Source organism: Leifsonia sp. ZF2019 (assembly GCF_019924635.1).
Classification (GTDB): Bacteria; Actinomycetota; Actinomycetes; order Actinomycetales; family Microbacteriaceae; genus Leifsonia.
Window position 1 is genome coordinate 453414 of record NZ_CP065037.1, and the last position, 15007, is coordinate 468420.

Below are 15007 nucleotides of genomic sequence, written 5' to 3' on the forward strand. Positions count from 1 at the left end.
ATCGTCGACGCCTGTTCTACGCATTGTAGAAGCGATGGCGGCGGCTTCTCAACCGCGGGATTATTTCCGGGATTCCGGCCGACACGACCGAGCGCCGGCCCGCGAGGATCGAGCGGTGACCGCCACCCTCAGTCCCCAGCAGCAGCGCGCCGTCCCCCGGCAGACCCGCAAGGGCAACATCGTGGTCAGCTGGATCACCTCCACCGACCACAAGACCATCGGCTACATGTACATGGTCGCGTCGGGCGTCTTCTTCGCGATCGGCGGGATCATGGCGCTCCTGATCCGCGCGCAGCTCATGGAGCCGGGCCTGCACATCCTGTCGGGCGAGCAGTACAACCAGATGTTCACGATGCACGGCACGATCATGCTGCTGCTGTACGCGATGCCGTTCTTCACCGGCGCGGCCAACGTCATCATCCCGCTGCAGCTCGGCGCCCCGGATGTGGCGTTCCCCCGGTTGAACGCGTTCTCGTTCTGGTGCTTCCTGTTCGGCGGCCTGATCGCCGCAGGCGGCCTCCTCACGCCGCAGGGCGCCGCGGACTTCGGCTGGTTCGCCTACCAGCCGCTCGCCGCGGAGACGTTCTCGCCGGGGCTCGGCAACACCCTGTGGTTCGCCGGGGCGATCCTCCTCGGCTTCGCCACGATCTTCTCGTCGGTCAACTTCGTCACCACGATCATGACCATGCGTGCACCCGGCATGACCATGTTCCGGATGTCGATCTTCTCCTGGAACACGCTCATCACGTCGATCCTCGCCCTGATGGCGTTCCCCGTCCTGGCCGCGGCGCTCGTCGCGGCGATGGCGGACCGCGTCTTCGGTGCGCACATCTTCGATGCCGCGAACGGGGGAGCGCTGCTCTGGCAGCACCTGTTCTGGTTCTGGGGCCACCCCGAGGTGTACGTGATCGTGCTGCCGTTCTTCGGCATCGTCTCGGAGGTCTTCCCGGTCTTCAGCCGCAAGCCCATCTTCGGCTACAAGACTCTCGTCTACGCCACGGTCGCGATCGCCGCCCTGTCGATCACGGTGTGGGCGCACCACATGTACGTCACGGGCAGCGTCCTGCTGCCCTGGTTCTCGCTCATGACGATGTTGATCGCGGTGCCGACCGGCGTGAAGATCTTCAACTGGGTCGGGACGATGTGGCGGGGGTCGCTGACCTTCGAGTCCCCGATGCTCTTCGCGATCGGCTTCCTGATCAACTTCACCTTCGGCGGCCTGACCGGCGTCATCCTCGCCTCTCCGCCGCTCGACTTCCACGTCTCGGACACCTACTTCGTCGTCGCCCACTTCCACTACGTGCTCATCGGTGCCGTGATCTTCGCGACCTTCTCCGGCATCTACTACTGGTGGCCGAAGTGGACAGGGCGGATGCTCAACGAGACGCTCGCGAAGTGGAACTTCTGGCTGCTGTTCATCGGGTTCCACATGACCTTCCTCATCCAGCACTGGCTCGGGGTGATCGGGATGCCGCGCCGCTACGCGACGTACCTGCCCGAGGACGGCTTCACCTGGATGAACCAGCTCTCGACGGTCGGCTCGGCCGTGATGGCGGCGTCGATGATCCCCTTCGTCATCAACGTCTATCTCACCTGGCGACGCGCGCCGAAGGTCACCTCGAACGACCCGTGGGGCACGGGACGCTCGCTGGAGTGGGCGACGAGCTGCCCGCCGCCGCGCCACAACTTCACGTCCATCCCGCGCATCCGGTCGGAGTCGCCTGCGTTCGACCTGCACCACGGTCCGGCGGCGACGCTGCCCCGGCTGTCGACCGCGACCGCGCCCGTCGGCGCCGGCGCCGCTGCGGACGCGACCGCCGAGGTGACGCAATGAGCAGGGCGATCCCCATGACCGCCGAGGAGGCCGCCCTCATCCGCCAGCAGGCACGGCGCGGCGCGCTCGACCTCGACCTCCCGGGAACCGAGCGGATCCTGCGCGACGCCGAGCGCACCTGCGCCCGCGCCGACCTCTGGGGCCGCACGCCGGCCGCGCGCCGCCAGTCGGCCGGGGTCGCCCTGGCCATCACCGCGGCGTCGGTCTTCGTGGTCGGCATCTGCATGCTGCCGCTGCCGGTGTAGCGATGGCCGACTCCGTCCTCGCCGTGCGCAGCACCCGCCGCCCGCGCCTGCTCGCCGCCTGGCTCATCGTCGCGGGGGCGATCGGCCTCGCCGCCGCGTTCCTGCTCACGCTCGACAAGCTCCAGATGCTGCGCGACCCGAACGCGCATCTCACCTGCAGCTTCAACGTCCTGATCGGATGCGCGACGAACCTCGCGTCGTGGCAGGGCTCCCTGCTCGGGTTCCCGAACCCGCTGCTCGGGCTCGTCGGCTGGACGGCGACCATCGCGATGGGCGTGGCGATCCTCGCGAGCCGCGACGGGTTCGCCCGCTGGTTCTGGCTGGCGTTCAACGCGGGCGTGGTGCTCGCGATGGCGTTGGTCGTGTTCCTGATCACCGCATCGCTGACCGTCCTGAACGTGCTGTGCCCGTGGTGCATGGTCACCTGGTCCGTCACCATCCCGACCTTCTGGGCGGTGACGCTCTACAACCTGAAGACCGGGGTCATCCCGGTGCCGGAGCGGGTGCGGCGGGTGTGCTCGGCGCTCTACGGGTGGGTGCCGCTGATCACGGTGGGCTGCTACGCCGTCGTCGCGGTTCTGGCGCAGATCCAGCTGGACTGGATCCACCGCGCCTTCGTCTGAGACGCGGGCGACTACTCGAGCTCGAGCTCGCGCCGCCAGTGGGCGAGGAACTCCGCGCCCGCTTCGTCGTGGATCCGGTCGCCGATGGTGATGACGTCGTACGGCCGGTCCAGGACGCCGTCCGCCGGCCGCACATCCACGTGTGCCACCTCGAAGCCGGCGTCGTGCACGTAATCGGCCATCTTGTAGTCGCTGCGGGAGTCGCCCACCGAGCGCCAGCGCCGGGGGAGCGGCCCGCGCTCGGCGAAGTACTCGAACGCGCGCTGGGCGCCGCGGTCCTTGTCGAGGAGCACCGACTCGATGTCGGTCGAGATGATCGTCGGGTCGACGCGGAAGGGCACAGCGCCCGACGCGTCCGGCGTCGAGCGCTCGCCGTACCGGAGGCCGACGCCGAGTCCGGTGAGGAGATCGAAGGCGGCGCTCTCGAACCGCGGTTGTGCTTCCTTGTACGTCTCCGCGTCGACGTCGGTGCGCTGTTCGACGGAGATCATCGCGCGCTTGGTCTCGTCGAAGAACATCGTGTCCGCGAAGCGCTCGCGCACGAGCGCGCGAACGGCGTCCACGGCCTCCGGCGAGAATGCGACGGACTCGTCCACCGTGACCTCGCCCATCCCCGCGCCGGTGATCGCGGCCCACGCGCCGCCCTTCTCGAACACGCCGAACATCCGCGCGCCCTGCTTCTCCAGGGCCTCCCCGAGCCCGGCGTCGCAGAGCGGTTCCACCACCTGGTTGCGGATGAAGTCGCCCGAACGCCCCGTGATGAAGGCGATCGGGACGCCCGCCGCAGCCATCGCCACGAGGTCGGTGACGATGCTGCGCACGTTGATCGTGCGGGTCACGGGGCTGGCGATGGGGCCGTCGACGTCGAAGAGGAGTCCGAGATTGTGCACACCCCATTCTCGCGGATGGCGAGCGGGCACATTCGTCACGAATGTCGCGGAGCCGGCGCCCGCAGTCGACATTCGTGACGAATGTGCAGAGGGCTAGCGAGCCGGGGCCGCCTCGACGGGGGTGCCGTCGAGGTGGTGCTTGCGCTCGAGGCGGGCGCCCTCCACATCGACGTTCGGGAGGATCCGGTCGAGCCAGCGCGGCAGCCACCAGGCTCCACGCCCGACGAGGTGCATGAGCGCGGGCATGAGCAGCATGCGCACCACGAACGCGTCGAGCAGCACGCCGAACGCGAGACCGAAGCCGAGCGAGCGGATGATCGTCGAGTCCGAGAAGATGAACCCGCCGAACACCGACACCATGATGATGCCCGCCGCGATCACGACCGGGCGGCCGGCCCGGAAGCCCTGCATCACCGCGAGGCGGGCGGGGGAGCCGTGCACGTACGCCTCCCGCATCCCGGTCGAGAGGAACAGCTGGTAGTCCATCGCGAGCCCGAACAGGATCCCGACCAGGATGACCGGCAGGAAGCTCAGGATGGGCCCGGTCGTGTGGATGCCGAACAGCGCGCCGAACCAGCCCCACTGGAACACCGCGACGATCGCCCCGTAGGTCGCGAACAGCGAGAGCACGAAGCCTCCCGTCGCGATCAGCGGCACCACGAACGAACGGAACACGACGATCATGATGAGCAGCGACAGTCCCACGACCACCACGAGGTAGAGCGGCAGGATGCCGACGATCTTCTCGGAGATGTCGATGTTGCTCGCGGCCTGGCCGGCGACGCCGAGGGTGATGCCGTCGCCGATGGCGGGCAGCTCGCGCAGGTCGCGCACCAACTGCTCCGTCGAGGCGCTGCTGGGGCCGTCCTTCGGCACGACCTGGAAGGCGGTCAGGCGGTGGTCGTCCGACACCGCGATGGGTGCGACGGCGGCGACGTCGGCCTGGTCGGCGAGCTTCTTCGCGATGGTGAGCTGGGTCGCCGTGACCTGGTCGTCGTCGAGGCCGGCGGGCAGGGTGGCCGAGACGAGCAGGGTGCCGTTCGCGCCGGCGCCGAAGGAGTCCTCGACGACCTGGTAGGCGCGCTGGGTGGTCGACCCGGCCGGCTCCTGGGCGCCGTCGGGCAGCCCGACGCGCATCGTCAGCACGGGCGCGGCGATCACGAGCAGCGCGGCGATGGCGCCGACGGTGGTGATGACGGCCCGCCAGGTGTTCATCGGCTTCGCCGGCTTCTGCGCCTTGTGCTCGCGCTTCTCGGCGCGGGCCCGGGCGCGACGGCTCAGGATGCGCATCCCGACGAGCCCGAGCAGGGCGGGCGTCAGGGTGATGGAGATCAGCACGGCGATCGCCACCGCGATGGCGCCGGCGGTGCCCATGAGGCCGAGGAACGGGATGCCCGTGATGTTGAGTGCGAGCAGAGCGATGACCACGGTCGTGCCGGCGAACACGACCGCATTGCCCGCGGTGCCGTTCGCGAGCCCGATCGATTCCCGCACCTCGGCGCCCTGGAGCAGCTGCTTGCGGTGCCGGTTGATGATGAACAGCGCGTAGTCGATCCCGACCGCGAGCCCCAGCATCACGCCGAGCACCGGCGTCACCGACGCCATCTGCACGACACCGGAGAAGGCGAGGGTGCCGACGGCGGCGATCCCCACGCCGAGGATGGCGGTGACGAGCGGGAGGGCGGCGGCGATGACCGAGCCGAGCATCACGAGCAGCACGATCGCCGCGATGATGACGCCGACGAGCTCGCCGACGCCGAGCACCTCCGAAACCCCCTGGGCGAGCTCGGTCGAGAAGTCGGCCGTGACGCCGTCGACCGGGTTCTTCTCGAAGTGGTCGATCACGGCCTGCTTCGATTCCTCCGGCAGCTCCAGGCGCGGCTTGTCGAAGGAGACGCTGACGAGGGCCGTGGAGCCGTCGGACGAGACGAGCCGGATATCCTTCGCGAGGGAGAGCAGCTCGGCGCCCTGGTCGAGCTTCGCGGTCTGCGTCGTCAGCTCGGTGCGACCGTCGGCGATCTTCTTCCGCTGCTCGGCGAGCTGCGCTGTGCCGGCGTCGAGCTGCGCCTGCTGGGCGTCGAGCGCGGTGGTCGGCCGGCCAGCGGCGACCAGCTGCGCCTTCGCGGCGTCGAGCTGCTGCTGCGAGGCCTCCAGCTGAGCGGTCGCCGCATCCAGCTGGGTCTGGCCGGCGTCGAGCTGCTGTCGGGCCGCGGCGATCTGCGCGCGACCGTCGGTGATCTGCTGCTCCTGATCTGCGCGCTGCTTCTCGGTCGCGAACGGGTCGGTGACCCCCGTGACGTCCGGGAGGTCCTTCGCGCTCTCGATCCGGTCTGCGATCGCGGTCTTCTGCGCGTCGGTGAACGCCGAGCCGTCCGTCGTGGTGAGCACGACCATTCCCGAGGCGCCGCTGAACTTCGGCAGCTTCTTCGCGAGCTCGTCGGTGACAGCGCCGGAGGCGGTGCCCGGGATGTCGAAGCTCGAGCTGAGGCCTTTGTAGCCGATGAGGAATCCGGCGCCCGCGATCGCGAGCACCACGATCCACGCGCCGATGACGACCCAGGCGCGCTTGGCTGATCCTTTACCCAGACGGTACAGCAGCTCGGCCATCTCATCCTCTCCATGGCGTCCACGCGCCGACTCGGTCGATGATACGCACCGTCTCGTATCGAAAGATGAAAGTAGGATGTGAAGATGTCGGGTCGCAGCGGACGTTGTCGCAGCGAGGAGGCGCGCGTCGCCATCCTCGCGGCCACCGCGCGAATCTTCGCGGCCCGCGGCTACGACCACCTCACCATCGAGGGAGTGGCCGCAGAGGCCGGCGTCGGCAAGCAGACCATCTACCGCTGGTGGAAGTCCAAGAGCGTGCTCGTCGTCGATTGTCTGGTCGAGGGCGTCCTCATCCCCGAGCCCCTCGACCCGCCGGACACGGGCGACCTCCGAGCCGATCTCGAGGCCTGGCTCGAGGACGTCTTCCGGCTGCTGCAGCGCACCGACGGCGAGGACCTCATCCGCTCGTTCGCCGCCGCGGCCGCCGAGAACGCCGAGGTCACCCGCCGCATCCGCGACAAGCTCGGCGCCGGCTCCGCGCTCTCCGCGCGACTGGAGTCCGCTGTCGAGGCCGGACAGCTGGCGCCGACCGTCCCGATGGCCGAGTTCGGCGAGATGCTCGTGGGCGCGATCATCCTGCGCGGCCTCGCCCGTGCGGAGGTCGACGACGGCGCGGTGCAGCGGCTGATCGCGGTCGTGCTCGACGGTCCCGCGCTGCGCTGAGACGCGACCCGAGTAGATCCGGAGCGGAAGCGCGACACGCCGCTCAGGACCCCGTTCGTACGGCGGAGGGGCGTCCGGACCGGTAGATCTCCGGAATCGATCGGGCGGGGAAATTCGTGCATAGACGGAAATTTTGCAGAAAATGCAGCTTATTGGTTGATTTAGGTCACCTAAGTATATATGGTTGCTTTCAGTCAACCAATTGTGTGAAGGAAACACATGTCAACAGCACTCTCCAGGGACGGATCGCCGGTCGCCATGTCGCACCGACAGGTGCTCGAATCCCTGTCCGGGCTCCTGCTCGGAATGTTCGTCTCGATCCTCGCGGGCACGGTCGTGTCGACCTCGATGCCGCGGATCATCTCCGAGCTCGGCGGCGACCAGACGGCCTACACGTGGGTCGTCACGAGCACCCTGCTCGCGACCACCGTCTCCACGCCCATCTGGGGCAAGCTGGCCGATCTCTTCAACCGCAAGCTGCTCATCCAGCTGGCGCTGGTGGTCTTCGTGCTCGGCTCGGCCCTCGCCGGGTTCTCGCAGGACACGAGCATGCTGATCGGCTTCCGCGTCGTCCAAGGGCTCGGCGCCGGTGGACTCACCGCGCTCAGCCAGATCATCCTGGCCGACATCATCAGCCCGCGTGAGCGCGGGCGCTACATGGGCCTCTTCGGCGGCGTCATGGCGGTCGGCACGGTCGGCGGCCCGCTGATCGGCGGCCTGCTCACCGACTCGATCGGCTGGCGCTGGAACTTCTTCGTGGGCGTCCCGGTCGCGATCGTGGCGATCATCCTGCTGCAGGTCACGCTGCGACTCCCGAAGCGCCCCGTGCGCACCGTGCGCATCGACTACCTCGGCGCGATCTTCCTCGCCGCCGGCATCTCGCTCCTCCTCATCTGGGTCTCGCTCGCCGGCAACGACTTCGAGTGGTGGGGCCCGGAGACCTTCTGGATGGTCGGCGGATGGATCGCGCTGCTCGTCGCGGCTGTCATCACCGAACTGGTCGTGAAGGAGCCGATCATCCCGCTGGCGATGTTCAGGAACCGGACCTTCACCCTCGCGGTGATCGCGTCGATCTCGGTCGGCGTCGCGATGTTCGGCACCTCGGTGTTCCTCGGCCAGTACATGCAGGTCGCCCGCGGGGCCACACCGACCCAGTCGGGTCTGCTGACGCTGCCGATGATCCTGGGCCTTCTGCTGTCGTCGACCATCGTCGGCAACCTGATCAGCCGGTTCGGCAGATGGAAGAGCTTCATGGTCGTCGGGTCGATCCTGCTGACCGTCGGGCTCTATCTGATGAGCACCATCGAATACGACACCGACTATGTGCTCGTCTCCCTCTACATGCTCATCCTCGGCGCGGGCGTCGGCATGGTCATGCAGAACCTCGTCCTGATCGTGCAGAACACGGTCCGGCCCGAGCAGCTGGGAGCGGCGAGCTCCAACGTCGCCTTCTTCCGCAGCCTCGGCGGCACCATCGGTGTCTCGGTGATGGGCAGCATCCTCGGCACCAAGGTCGCCGACGGGATGGCCGCGCACGGCACGCAGTTGCAGGGCATCCTCGCCACGCTGGGCGCGCAGGGCCGGGAGATCGCGCAGCTGCTGCAGAGCGGCACGCTCCCCGAGGTCAACACCCTGCCGCCCGCCGTCCGCGCGATCGTCGAGTCGGTCTACGGTCAGGGCGTGGCGGACGTCTTCCTGGTCGCCGTCCCGCTCGCGATCGTCACCATCGTGGCCATCGCCTTCCTGCCGAACGTGAAACTCGGCACCAAGACGGCGGTCGAGCTGATGGAGGAGAAGACCCCCGAGACGGCCGTCGAAGCAGCCGAGGAGAACCTCGTGGAGGTCGCCGACGCGATGATCGCCGCGCCCGTCACCGGCTCGGTGGGAGCAGTGCGGGGCGCCCCGTCGGACGGCGAGCGGAACGCTCAGGAAGACCGCTGACCGGACCCGTTATGATCGCGGCCATGGACAACACGGACCGGGCGGCTGCGCACGACGCCGCCGCCCGCCCCGCTGCCACCGGAGGAGATGTCGACCAGGCGATCGCCGCGGTCGAGGAGCAGTTCACCATCCTCTTCAGCCAGGTGAGCGCCGGGATGCGCGATCGCGCTGCGAAGGTCCACCCCGACCTGCAGCCGGTCGGGTTCCGTCTCCTCAGCACCCTGGTCCGCACGGGTCCGCTGCACGCGGGAGCGCTCGCCGGGATGCTCGCGACAGACAAGAGCGTGGTCAGCCGCCAGGTGCGCATCCTCGAAGACCTCGGACTGATCGAACGCCAGGTCGACCCCTCCGACCGCCGCGCCAGCTTCCTCGTCGCGACGCCTCCGGCGATCGAGAAAGTCAACGAGGCCCGCGCCGCCGACCAGGCCAAGCTCTACCGCGGCCTGCGGCAGTGGGGCGCAGAGGATGTCGGGCGGCTCGCCGACCTGCTGGCGCGGCTCAACGAGACGACCAGGAACTAGGCGCCATGCGCGGTCCCCAGGCGTTGCGCGCAGTGCGTGGGCCTCGCGTGCGCCCTCGCACCTCGCGGTGCGTCTGCCGGTGCCGACGAACGTCCTAGACACCGGTCTTGCACTGCTCGGGCGTCCAGGGCTAGCGTCTCTTTTCGGGAACCAATGTTTAGGAGCGTCAGCTCCGAAGGGGCCATGATCCGGCCCTCCGACGATCCTTCCATGTCGTCTCGCAGGATTCTCGCCGGCCGCGTCCGCGTGCCGGTTCCTGCTACGGAAGGACTCGACATGAGCGCTCCCACCTACGCCGACGAGACGGCGGTTCGCGACCTCTACCAGCGCATGCTCGACGCCTGGGGCGACTCCGAGGCGTACGCCGCCTTCTTCACCCCGGACGCCGACTACATCTACGGCGCCGGCGGCGTGCAACACGGCTGGAAGGAGATCATCGACGGTCACGACGTGGCGTTCTCCGCCTGGGCCCGGAACAGCCGTCTCGAGGGCCGCATCGAACGGCTGCGGTTCCTCAGCCCGGACGTCGCCGTTCTCCTCTGCTACGGCCACGTGGTCTACCTCGACCAGCGATCGAGCGACCAGAACAAGCGCACCGTCTACACTCTCGTCGCGCAGCGCATCGCGGGTGGGTGGGTCTTCGTGTCGTACCAGAACACTCCGCTGGGGCGCCAGAAGTGAGGGCCTCCGGGCTCGACGATCGGCGGCGCGGAATGAACGCCTTCACTCTCCGTCGTCACCGCGGGAACACCGCGCGCGATGACTCTCCTTCGTCATGCACGCGAGCGAGGCGGCTCACCCTCAGCGCTCCCGTAACCCAGAGCCGACCAGGAGACATCGATGATGACGGGGCGTGCCGTTTCGACGGTCGCCTCGGCTTCGTATGTCAGGGCGAGCGTCACGAGCACACCGAGGGCTCCGGTCACGCGTGCCCGGCGCACCAGGGCGGTGTACTGGTCGAGCCGGAACATGTCCGACACGAGGTCGCCGATCTGCGCGAGACCCGGTCGCAGCCGTTCGTCTCTGATCGGCGGGATGGATGCCAGCATCACCTGAGCCCAGCCCGGGTGACTGAGCGCGAGATCGACCAGTCCGGCGATCGATGCGGAATCCTGGTCGCGGTCGGTCCCGTGAGTCCCCACGAGCCGATGCACGCCTTCGGTCAGCCGCACGCACTGCTCCAGCGACGCGTCGATGAGGACGTCTTTCGACGGGAACCGCCGGAGGAGTCCCGTCTTCGAGAAGCCGGTCGCGTCCGCCACGGCTTGAACCGATGTCTCCCGGGCACCGCGCCGGGCGACGAGGGCGGCGGTCGCGTCGAGCACCGCCTCGTCGATCTCCGCCGACGAGGGGCGGATGGGCCGGGGCGGTCGCGCCGGTGCCGTCACGCTGGCACCGCGGGGCGACGGCTCGGGGTGGCGAGAGCCGTGATGCCGGCGAGGAGCTCCCAGGCCAGGATCGTATAGACGGCCATGCGCTCCCACACCCCGTCGGGCAGCAGGTCGATGGTGCTCGAGGTGGAGTCGACGAGCAGCATCACGAGGCCCACGATGCCGACGACTCCGAGCGCGATCGATGTCGAGCCGAGCCAGCGCGGCCCCTGTCGCAGCAGCGTGACTCCGGCGACCACCACGGCGGCGTTGCCGCCGATGATGGCCATCGCCGCGCCGAGGACGTGGAACACGATGAGGCCGCTGTCTGCGTTGGCCTGACTGCCCGGGAACAGACCGACCAGGATGATGCCGACCGCGTGCACGCCCGCAAGTGCGACGAACCAGCGGCGCGCCGTCGTGCGCCAGGCATCGCCCCGGGCGGTGAGAATCGCCGCCACAGCGAACAGGACGCCGTGCAGGACGAATGCGACGTTCATCATGAGGTGCAGCGGGGAATCCATCGACCGCCCCTGGAACGTGCCGACGTCCGGCACCCCCAGGTCGCTGATGTAGTTCGTCGCGTACGAGTAGCCGGGGAAGGCCAGCGCACTGACCGCCTCTGCGACGAGGTACACCCCCGCGGCGACGATCCAGAGCGTGGCGCTGGTGGACTGAATTGGTCGCATGCAGACCATATTAGTCCAGAACTGCTTCGGGCGTGCCCCGGCGACGGGATGGAGATCGCCCTCGCTCCCGAATCCACGCTGGTGGGAGAATCTGCGTCGTGCGATACGTGCTGACCGCCGATCATGACATCCCGGAGCGTGCCCCACTGGTGATCAGGCCCGGCGACGTCGTTCAGGTCGGCGACCGGGACACCGAATGGCCCGCTTTCGTGTTCGTGACGGCCTCGGAGGGAACGGGTTGGGTACCCGCGCGCCACCTTGATATCGATGGTTCGGCGGGCGTCGTCCGTGTCGGGTATGACACCACCGAGCTTCCCGCAGTTGCGGGTGAGAGCGTCGAGGTCCTTGAGGAGGACGCAGAGAGCGGCTGGTCCTGGTGCCGGAACGCCGGTGGCCGCGAGGGATGGATTCCTCATCGTGTGCTCGCGGTCGCGTGATCGACCGTCAAACGCAGATGGTGGGGTTCTCCGGTCGCCGCGCCCCTGCGCTCACGTGTTGTCGAGCACCCAGCCGAGCACGTGGGGGAACGCGAGCATCGCCGCCACCGCGGCGGCGATGGCCATCGCGACCCAGACCCCGGAGCGCCGCCGGAGCCGTCGCCCGGCCGCTGCGACCTGCGTGCGCGGCTCGCGGGCCCGCGGGTCCGTGTACGTGGACGCCTGGTGGCCGAGCTCCGCGCCGATCAGCTCGGCGAACCGCAGGAGCGCCGGGATCTCGGTGCGGTCCGAGCGGCGGCGGGAGCGGGTGGAGGCGACGAAGACCCGATCCTCCACCACCTCCACGTCCCACCGGCGGCCGTGGTCGAGGAGGCAGACCAGCACGTCCGGCGTGAGCAGCTGGAGTGCGTCGCGCTCGTAACCGGCCGGGACGTAGACGGCGAAGTGACGGTCGACGTCCCCCTCCAGCGAGAGGCGCTGCGTTCCCGGCAGGACGGCACGGAGGCGCCCGTTGCGCAGCGAGTCGATCATCAGGTGCGGCAGCGGGCGCGGCATCCGGGTCGCCAGATACCGGAACGCGCCCCGCGGCCCTTTCGGATCGTTCTTGCCGCCCGTGTAGGTGGCCACCGCGAGCTGGAGGCCCGGGTCGCCGAACGTCCCGCCGTCCGTCAGGGCGAACTCGGCGCGGAACCGGGAGGTGACCGTGGGCTGCAGCCGGCCCGTCCGCGTCCCACGGCGTCTCGCGGATGGTGTGGCGACCGGGCCCTCGGCGAACAGGATGCCTGTCGGGGGCGGTGCGGCGCCGAGGCGCTGGAACGCGAGGCCGTGACGGTCCCCGAAGCGTCGGATCGCGATCGCCCGCCGTGTGTCGGCGGGGAGCGACAACAACGCCACTGCGAAGATCCACAGCAGGAGGGCGGTGAACAGCAGGGCGACGACCAGCAGGCCGCGCAGCCCGTCGATCCAGCCCGGCAGCGTCACGGCGACGGGGATCTCGACGGTCAGGCTCGTCCAGGCGACGGTGGCGAGGATCGCGAGCGGAAGCAGCAGCGCGCCGCGGGCAGCGGAACGGAACGCCTCCGGGTCCTGCTCCCGCACCTCGGTCCATCGGATCCGGGCCGGGAAGTCGGCGCGGAGCTGCGCGAGCCGACCGTCGACAGTGCCCGTGTCCGCCCAGTGCTCCACGGGTTCACGATAGCGCGGGCTCAGCCGGCGGGAGCCTCCGCAGCGACCTCGTCCGTCGCACGTCCGTGCCGTCGGGCGATGCTCCTCCAGGTGTGCAGGATGTCGCCGGGAGCGCCCGGGCCGTACCGGAACAGCCGCACGGCGACGAAGGGCCCGACCGACGCGACCAGCCACACCGCCAGCACGATGTACGGCTCGAGATGGAGGTCGTCGGGGAAGTAGGTGAGGTCGCGCACCGCCCGCACGGTCGCGCCCGTCGGCAGCCAGCGGCCCATGAACTGGTAGAACGGCGGCAGCAGCTCGGGCGCGACCGCGCCGCCGGACGACGGGTTGCTGATGAGCACGAACACGATCCAGGTCGGCAGCATCGCCCACCTCGCGCCGATGAGGACGCGCCAGAAGCTGTAGGTCGCGCCCGCGATCAGCATCGTCAGCGCGAGCACACCCCAGACGGCGAAGAACGGGATGGGCAGCACGCCCAGCAGCGGACCGACCGTGAACGCGATGGCGAAGCCGCCCAGCACCGACCGCACCACATCCCAGAACAGCTCGCCCGCCAGGGTCAGCCGCGCGGCGTTGACACGGGTCTGGATCGCGCCGACGAAGCCGATGACGACGGCCGCGAGGGCGACGTAGAAGAGCACGAGCCCGTTGGGGTCCTTCTCGGCGAGGGGATGCGCGTCGACCACGGTGACGGGCTGGCCGATCGACTGCTCCAGGCGCGGCGCATCCCCCTCCAGCAGGCGGGCGACGGAGGCTCCGGAGGCGCTGGAGACGTAGAGCCGCACCGAGCCGTTCAGCTGTTCGACCAGGGCACCATAGACGACCTGCTCGCGGATGGCCGCCTCGGCGTCGGTCTCCGTCGCGTACGGGCGGACGACGAAGGTGGTTCCGGTGCGCGCCTCCAGTTCGGTCGCCAGCTCGCCGGGTGAGTGTGTCGTCGAGACGAGACCGATCGGGACGTCGTGCGGCTGCGGGTCACCCATCGCCCACGCGTAGGTGCCGGCGAACAGTCCGGCGATCACCGTCACGATCAGGGTGACGACGAGCGCGGGCAGGTGGGGACCCTCCCGGAACCGCATCGCCGTTGGCGTCTCACCGGGTTCCGCCGTGGTGTCGCTCGAAGTCATGGTGCACCCCTCTCCCGGTTCCATTCCAGCACGGCTTTGGTACTCTCGGTCGGGTATGCAGCCCGCGTCCGCAACCCCCCGCGCTCACGGCCGCCGCTCGGCGGGCCGTGCTGCCGACGCGCCCGCGCCCGCACTGCGGCCGGTGCGCCGGATGCCGCTGCACCACCGGCTGGGTGTCACACTCGCGCTCGTCGCCCTGGTGGCCGGGTTCTCGATCGTCCCCACCGATGCCGCCCTCGCGGCCACCGTGCTGGCCGCGCCGGTCTCGACGGTCGCGCCGGGCCAGACTCCCGTGGACGGCGGCACAGCCGGTCCCGAGCAGCACCTCGCCGTCGACGCGACGATCGCCGCGCCGGTCATCGACCGCGACAGCCTGAGCGCCACCGACGGCCTCCAGACCCTCGCGCGCGTCGGCACCAACGAGGCCTGGGCGAAGCTGGTCCTGCTGTTCGGCGGCTGGCCGCAGACGGACGCCAACGTGACCGTCATGCTGCGCTGGATGCGCCAGGAGAACGGCCCGCCCGACTGGTGGAACCGGAACAATCCCCTCAACAACGGCTATGGCTCGGGAGGCGGCGCCGGCCTGGGCAGCTATCCCGACCTGGTGAGCGCCGCCGAGTACTGCGCCAAGAACCTCCAGCGCGGCTACCCCGGCATCGTCGCGGGCCTCCAGGCCGGCACGAGTGCGGACGCGACCGCCGCCGCGATCTGGGCGTCCCCGTGGGCGACCAGCCACTACGCCAACGGCGCCCACTGGAGCACCCGGCCGGTGGAGATCGTGCAGGCGCCGGCGTCGGCATGGGGGCTGTAGACCCCCTCCGTACCCTCCCGAAGTTCACGTCGTTGCGGTCATTTCGGAGGTGAAAGGGCAA

At 69.4% G+C, this 15007-nt stretch carries 15 protein-coding genes; 9 read left to right on the forward strand and 6 right to left on the reverse strand.

The window, feature by feature from the left end; all coding sequences use genetic code 11:
* Nucleotides 1-34 precede the first annotated feature (34 nt).
* Genes ctaD through IT072_RS02110 form a run of 3 tightly spaced genes read left to right on the forward strand, consistent with a single transcriptional unit; the run spans nucleotide 35 to nucleotide 2702 of the window.
* On the forward strand, nucleotides 35-1834 hold the full coding sequence (gene ctaD / locus IT072_RS02100) for an aa3-type cytochrome oxidase subunit I (RefSeq protein ID WP_442786779.1): 1800 nt from the start codon (nucleotides 35-37) through the stop codon (nucleotides 1832-1834).
* Entirely contained in the window at nucleotides 1831-2079 is a 249-nt protein-coding gene (locus tag IT072_RS02105) for a hypothetical protein (protein ID WP_223359146.1), read from the forward strand. Before ctaD ends, IT072_RS02105 begins: the two co-directional genes overlap by 4 nt.
* 2 nt (nucleotides 2080-2081) lie before the next feature.
* A complete protein-coding gene (locus tag IT072_RS02110; protein WP_223359147.1) occupies nucleotides 2082-2702 on the forward strand; it encodes a vitamin K epoxide reductase family protein in 621 nt (206 codons plus the stop codon).
* Between the two features lie 11 nt (nucleotides 2703-2713).
* Here IT072_RS02110 and IT072_RS02115 read toward each other — a convergent pair whose 3' ends face one another.
* Both IT072_RS02115 and IT072_RS02120 read right to left on the reverse strand, forming a co-directional pair.
* Nucleotides 2714-3592, reverse strand: coding sequence for a hypothetical protein (locus IT072_RS02115; protein WP_223359148.1), 879 nt, complete (start codon nucleotides 3590-3592; stop codon nucleotides 2714-2716).
* 93 nt (nucleotides 3593-3685) lie between these two features.
* A complete protein-coding gene (locus tag IT072_RS02120; RefSeq protein WP_223359149.1) occupies nucleotides 3686-6199 on the reverse strand; it encodes an MMPL family transporter in 2514 nt (837 codons plus the stop codon).
* Nucleotides 6200-6283: 84 nt separating this feature from the next.
* On the opposite strand from IT072_RS02120, the gene IT072_RS02125 reads away from it, so the two are divergent.
* The 4 genes from IT072_RS02125 to IT072_RS02140 all read left to right on the forward strand — a co-directional run bounded on the left by IT072_RS02125 (nucleotide 6284) and on the right by IT072_RS02140 (nucleotide 10005).
* Entirely contained in the window at nucleotides 6284-6862 is a 579-nt protein-coding gene (locus IT072_RS02125) for a TetR/AcrR family transcriptional regulator (protein ID WP_223359150.1), read from the forward strand.
* A gap of 258 nt (nucleotides 6863-7120) precedes the next feature.
* Nucleotides 7121-8803 (forward strand): MDR family MFS transporter, encoded by a 1683-nt coding sequence (locus IT072_RS02130; RefSeq protein ID WP_223360886.1) that lies wholly within the window; start codon nucleotides 7121-7123, stop codon nucleotides 8801-8803.
* A gap of 23 nt (nucleotides 8804-8826) precedes the next feature.
* Nucleotides 8827-9324: a MarR family winged helix-turn-helix transcriptional regulator gene (locus tag IT072_RS02135; protein WP_223359151.1), complete on the forward strand. Its 498-nt coding sequence runs from the start codon at nucleotides 8827-8829 to the stop codon at nucleotides 9322-9324.
* 276 nt (nucleotides 9325-9600) lie between these two features.
* Nucleotides 9601-10005: an SgcJ/EcaC family oxidoreductase gene (locus tag IT072_RS02140; protein ID WP_223359152.1), complete on the forward strand. Its 405-nt coding sequence runs from the start codon at nucleotides 9601-9603 to the stop codon at nucleotides 10003-10005.
* A gap of 92 nt (nucleotides 10006-10097) precedes the next feature.
* On the opposite strand, the gene IT072_RS02145 is transcribed toward IT072_RS02140, so the two are convergent.
* Nucleotides 10098-10712, reverse strand: coding sequence for a TetR/AcrR family transcriptional regulator (locus IT072_RS02145; RefSeq protein WP_223359153.1), 615 nt, complete (start codon nucleotides 10710-10712; stop codon nucleotides 10098-10100).
* On the reverse strand, nucleotides 10709-11383 hold the full coding sequence (locus tag IT072_RS02150) for a DUF998 domain-containing protein (RefSeq protein WP_223359154.1): 675 nt from the start codon (nucleotides 11381-11383) through the stop codon (nucleotides 10709-10711). Before IT072_RS02150 ends, IT072_RS02145 begins: the two co-directional genes overlap by 4 nt.
* 98 nt (nucleotides 11384-11481) lie before the next feature.
* Between IT072_RS02150 and IT072_RS02155 the strand changes: the two genes are divergently transcribed.
* On the forward strand, nucleotides 11482-11820 hold the full coding sequence (locus IT072_RS02155; RefSeq protein ID WP_223359155.1) for an SH3 domain-containing protein: 339 nt from the start codon (nucleotides 11482-11484) through the stop codon (nucleotides 11818-11820).
* 51 nt (nucleotides 11821-11871) lie between these two features.
* On the opposite strand, the gene IT072_RS02160 is transcribed toward IT072_RS02155, so the two are convergent.
* Together IT072_RS02160 and IT072_RS02165 are read right to left on the reverse strand one after the other, a co-directional pair.
* A complete protein-coding gene (locus tag IT072_RS02160; protein ID WP_223359156.1) occupies nucleotides 11872-13005 on the reverse strand; it encodes a hypothetical protein in 1134 nt (377 codons plus the stop codon).
* A gap of 20 nt (nucleotides 13006-13025) precedes the next feature.
* Nucleotides 13026-14135 (reverse strand): ABC transporter permease, encoded by a 1110-nt coding sequence (locus IT072_RS02165; RefSeq protein ID WP_223359157.1) that lies wholly within the window; start codon nucleotides 14133-14135, stop codon nucleotides 13026-13028.
* Between the two features lie 55 nt (nucleotides 14136-14190).
* On the opposite strand from IT072_RS02165, the gene IT072_RS02170 reads away from it, so the two are divergent.
* Nucleotides 14191-14946, forward strand: coding sequence for a hypothetical protein (locus tag IT072_RS02170; protein ID WP_223359158.1), 756 nt, complete (start codon nucleotides 14191-14193; stop codon nucleotides 14944-14946).
* Nucleotides 14947-15007 lie beyond the last annotated feature (61 nt).

Coding starts and splice junctions, on each gene's coding strand:
- IT072_RS02125 (WP_223359150.1), top strand. CDS start 6,284: ATGTCGGGTCGCAGCGGACGTTGTCGCAGCGAGGAGGCGCGCGTCGCC.
- IT072_RS02170 (WP_223359158.1), top strand. CDS start 14,191: ATGCAGCCCGCGTCCGCAACCCCCCGCGCTCACGGCCGCCGCTCGGCG.
- IT072_RS02105 (WP_223359146.1), top strand. CDS start 1,831: ATGAGCAGGGCGATCCCCATGACCGCCGAGGAGGCCGCCCTCATCCGC.
- IT072_RS02130 (WP_223360886.1), top strand. CDS start 7,121: ATGTCGCACCGACAGGTGCTCGAATCCCTGTCCGGGCTCCTGCTCGGA.
- ctaD (WP_442786779.1), top strand. CDS start 35: ATGGCGGCGGCTTCTCAACCGCGGGATTATTTCCGGGATTCCGGCCGA.
- IT072_RS02140 (WP_223359152.1), top strand. CDS start 9,601: ATGAGCGCTCCCACCTACGCCGACGAGACGGCGGTTCGCGACCTCTAC.
- IT072_RS02120 (WP_223359149.1), bottom strand. CDS start 6,199: ATGGCCGAGCTGCTGTACCGTCTGGGTAAAGGATCAGCCAAGCGCGCC.
- IT072_RS02135 (WP_223359151.1), top strand. CDS start 8,827: ATGGACAACACGGACCGGGCGGCTGCGCACGACGCCGCCGCCCGCCCC.
- IT072_RS02110 (WP_223359147.1), top strand. CDS start 2,082: ATGGCCGACTCCGTCCTCGCCGTGCGCAGCACCCGCCGCCCGCGCCTG.
- IT072_RS02165 (WP_223359157.1), bottom strand. CDS start 14,135: ATGACTTCGAGCGACACCACGGCGGAACCCGGTGAGACGCCAACGGCG.
- IT072_RS02150 (WP_223359154.1), bottom strand. CDS start 11,383: ATGCGACCAATTCAGTCCACCAGCGCCACGCTCTGGATCGTCGCCGCG.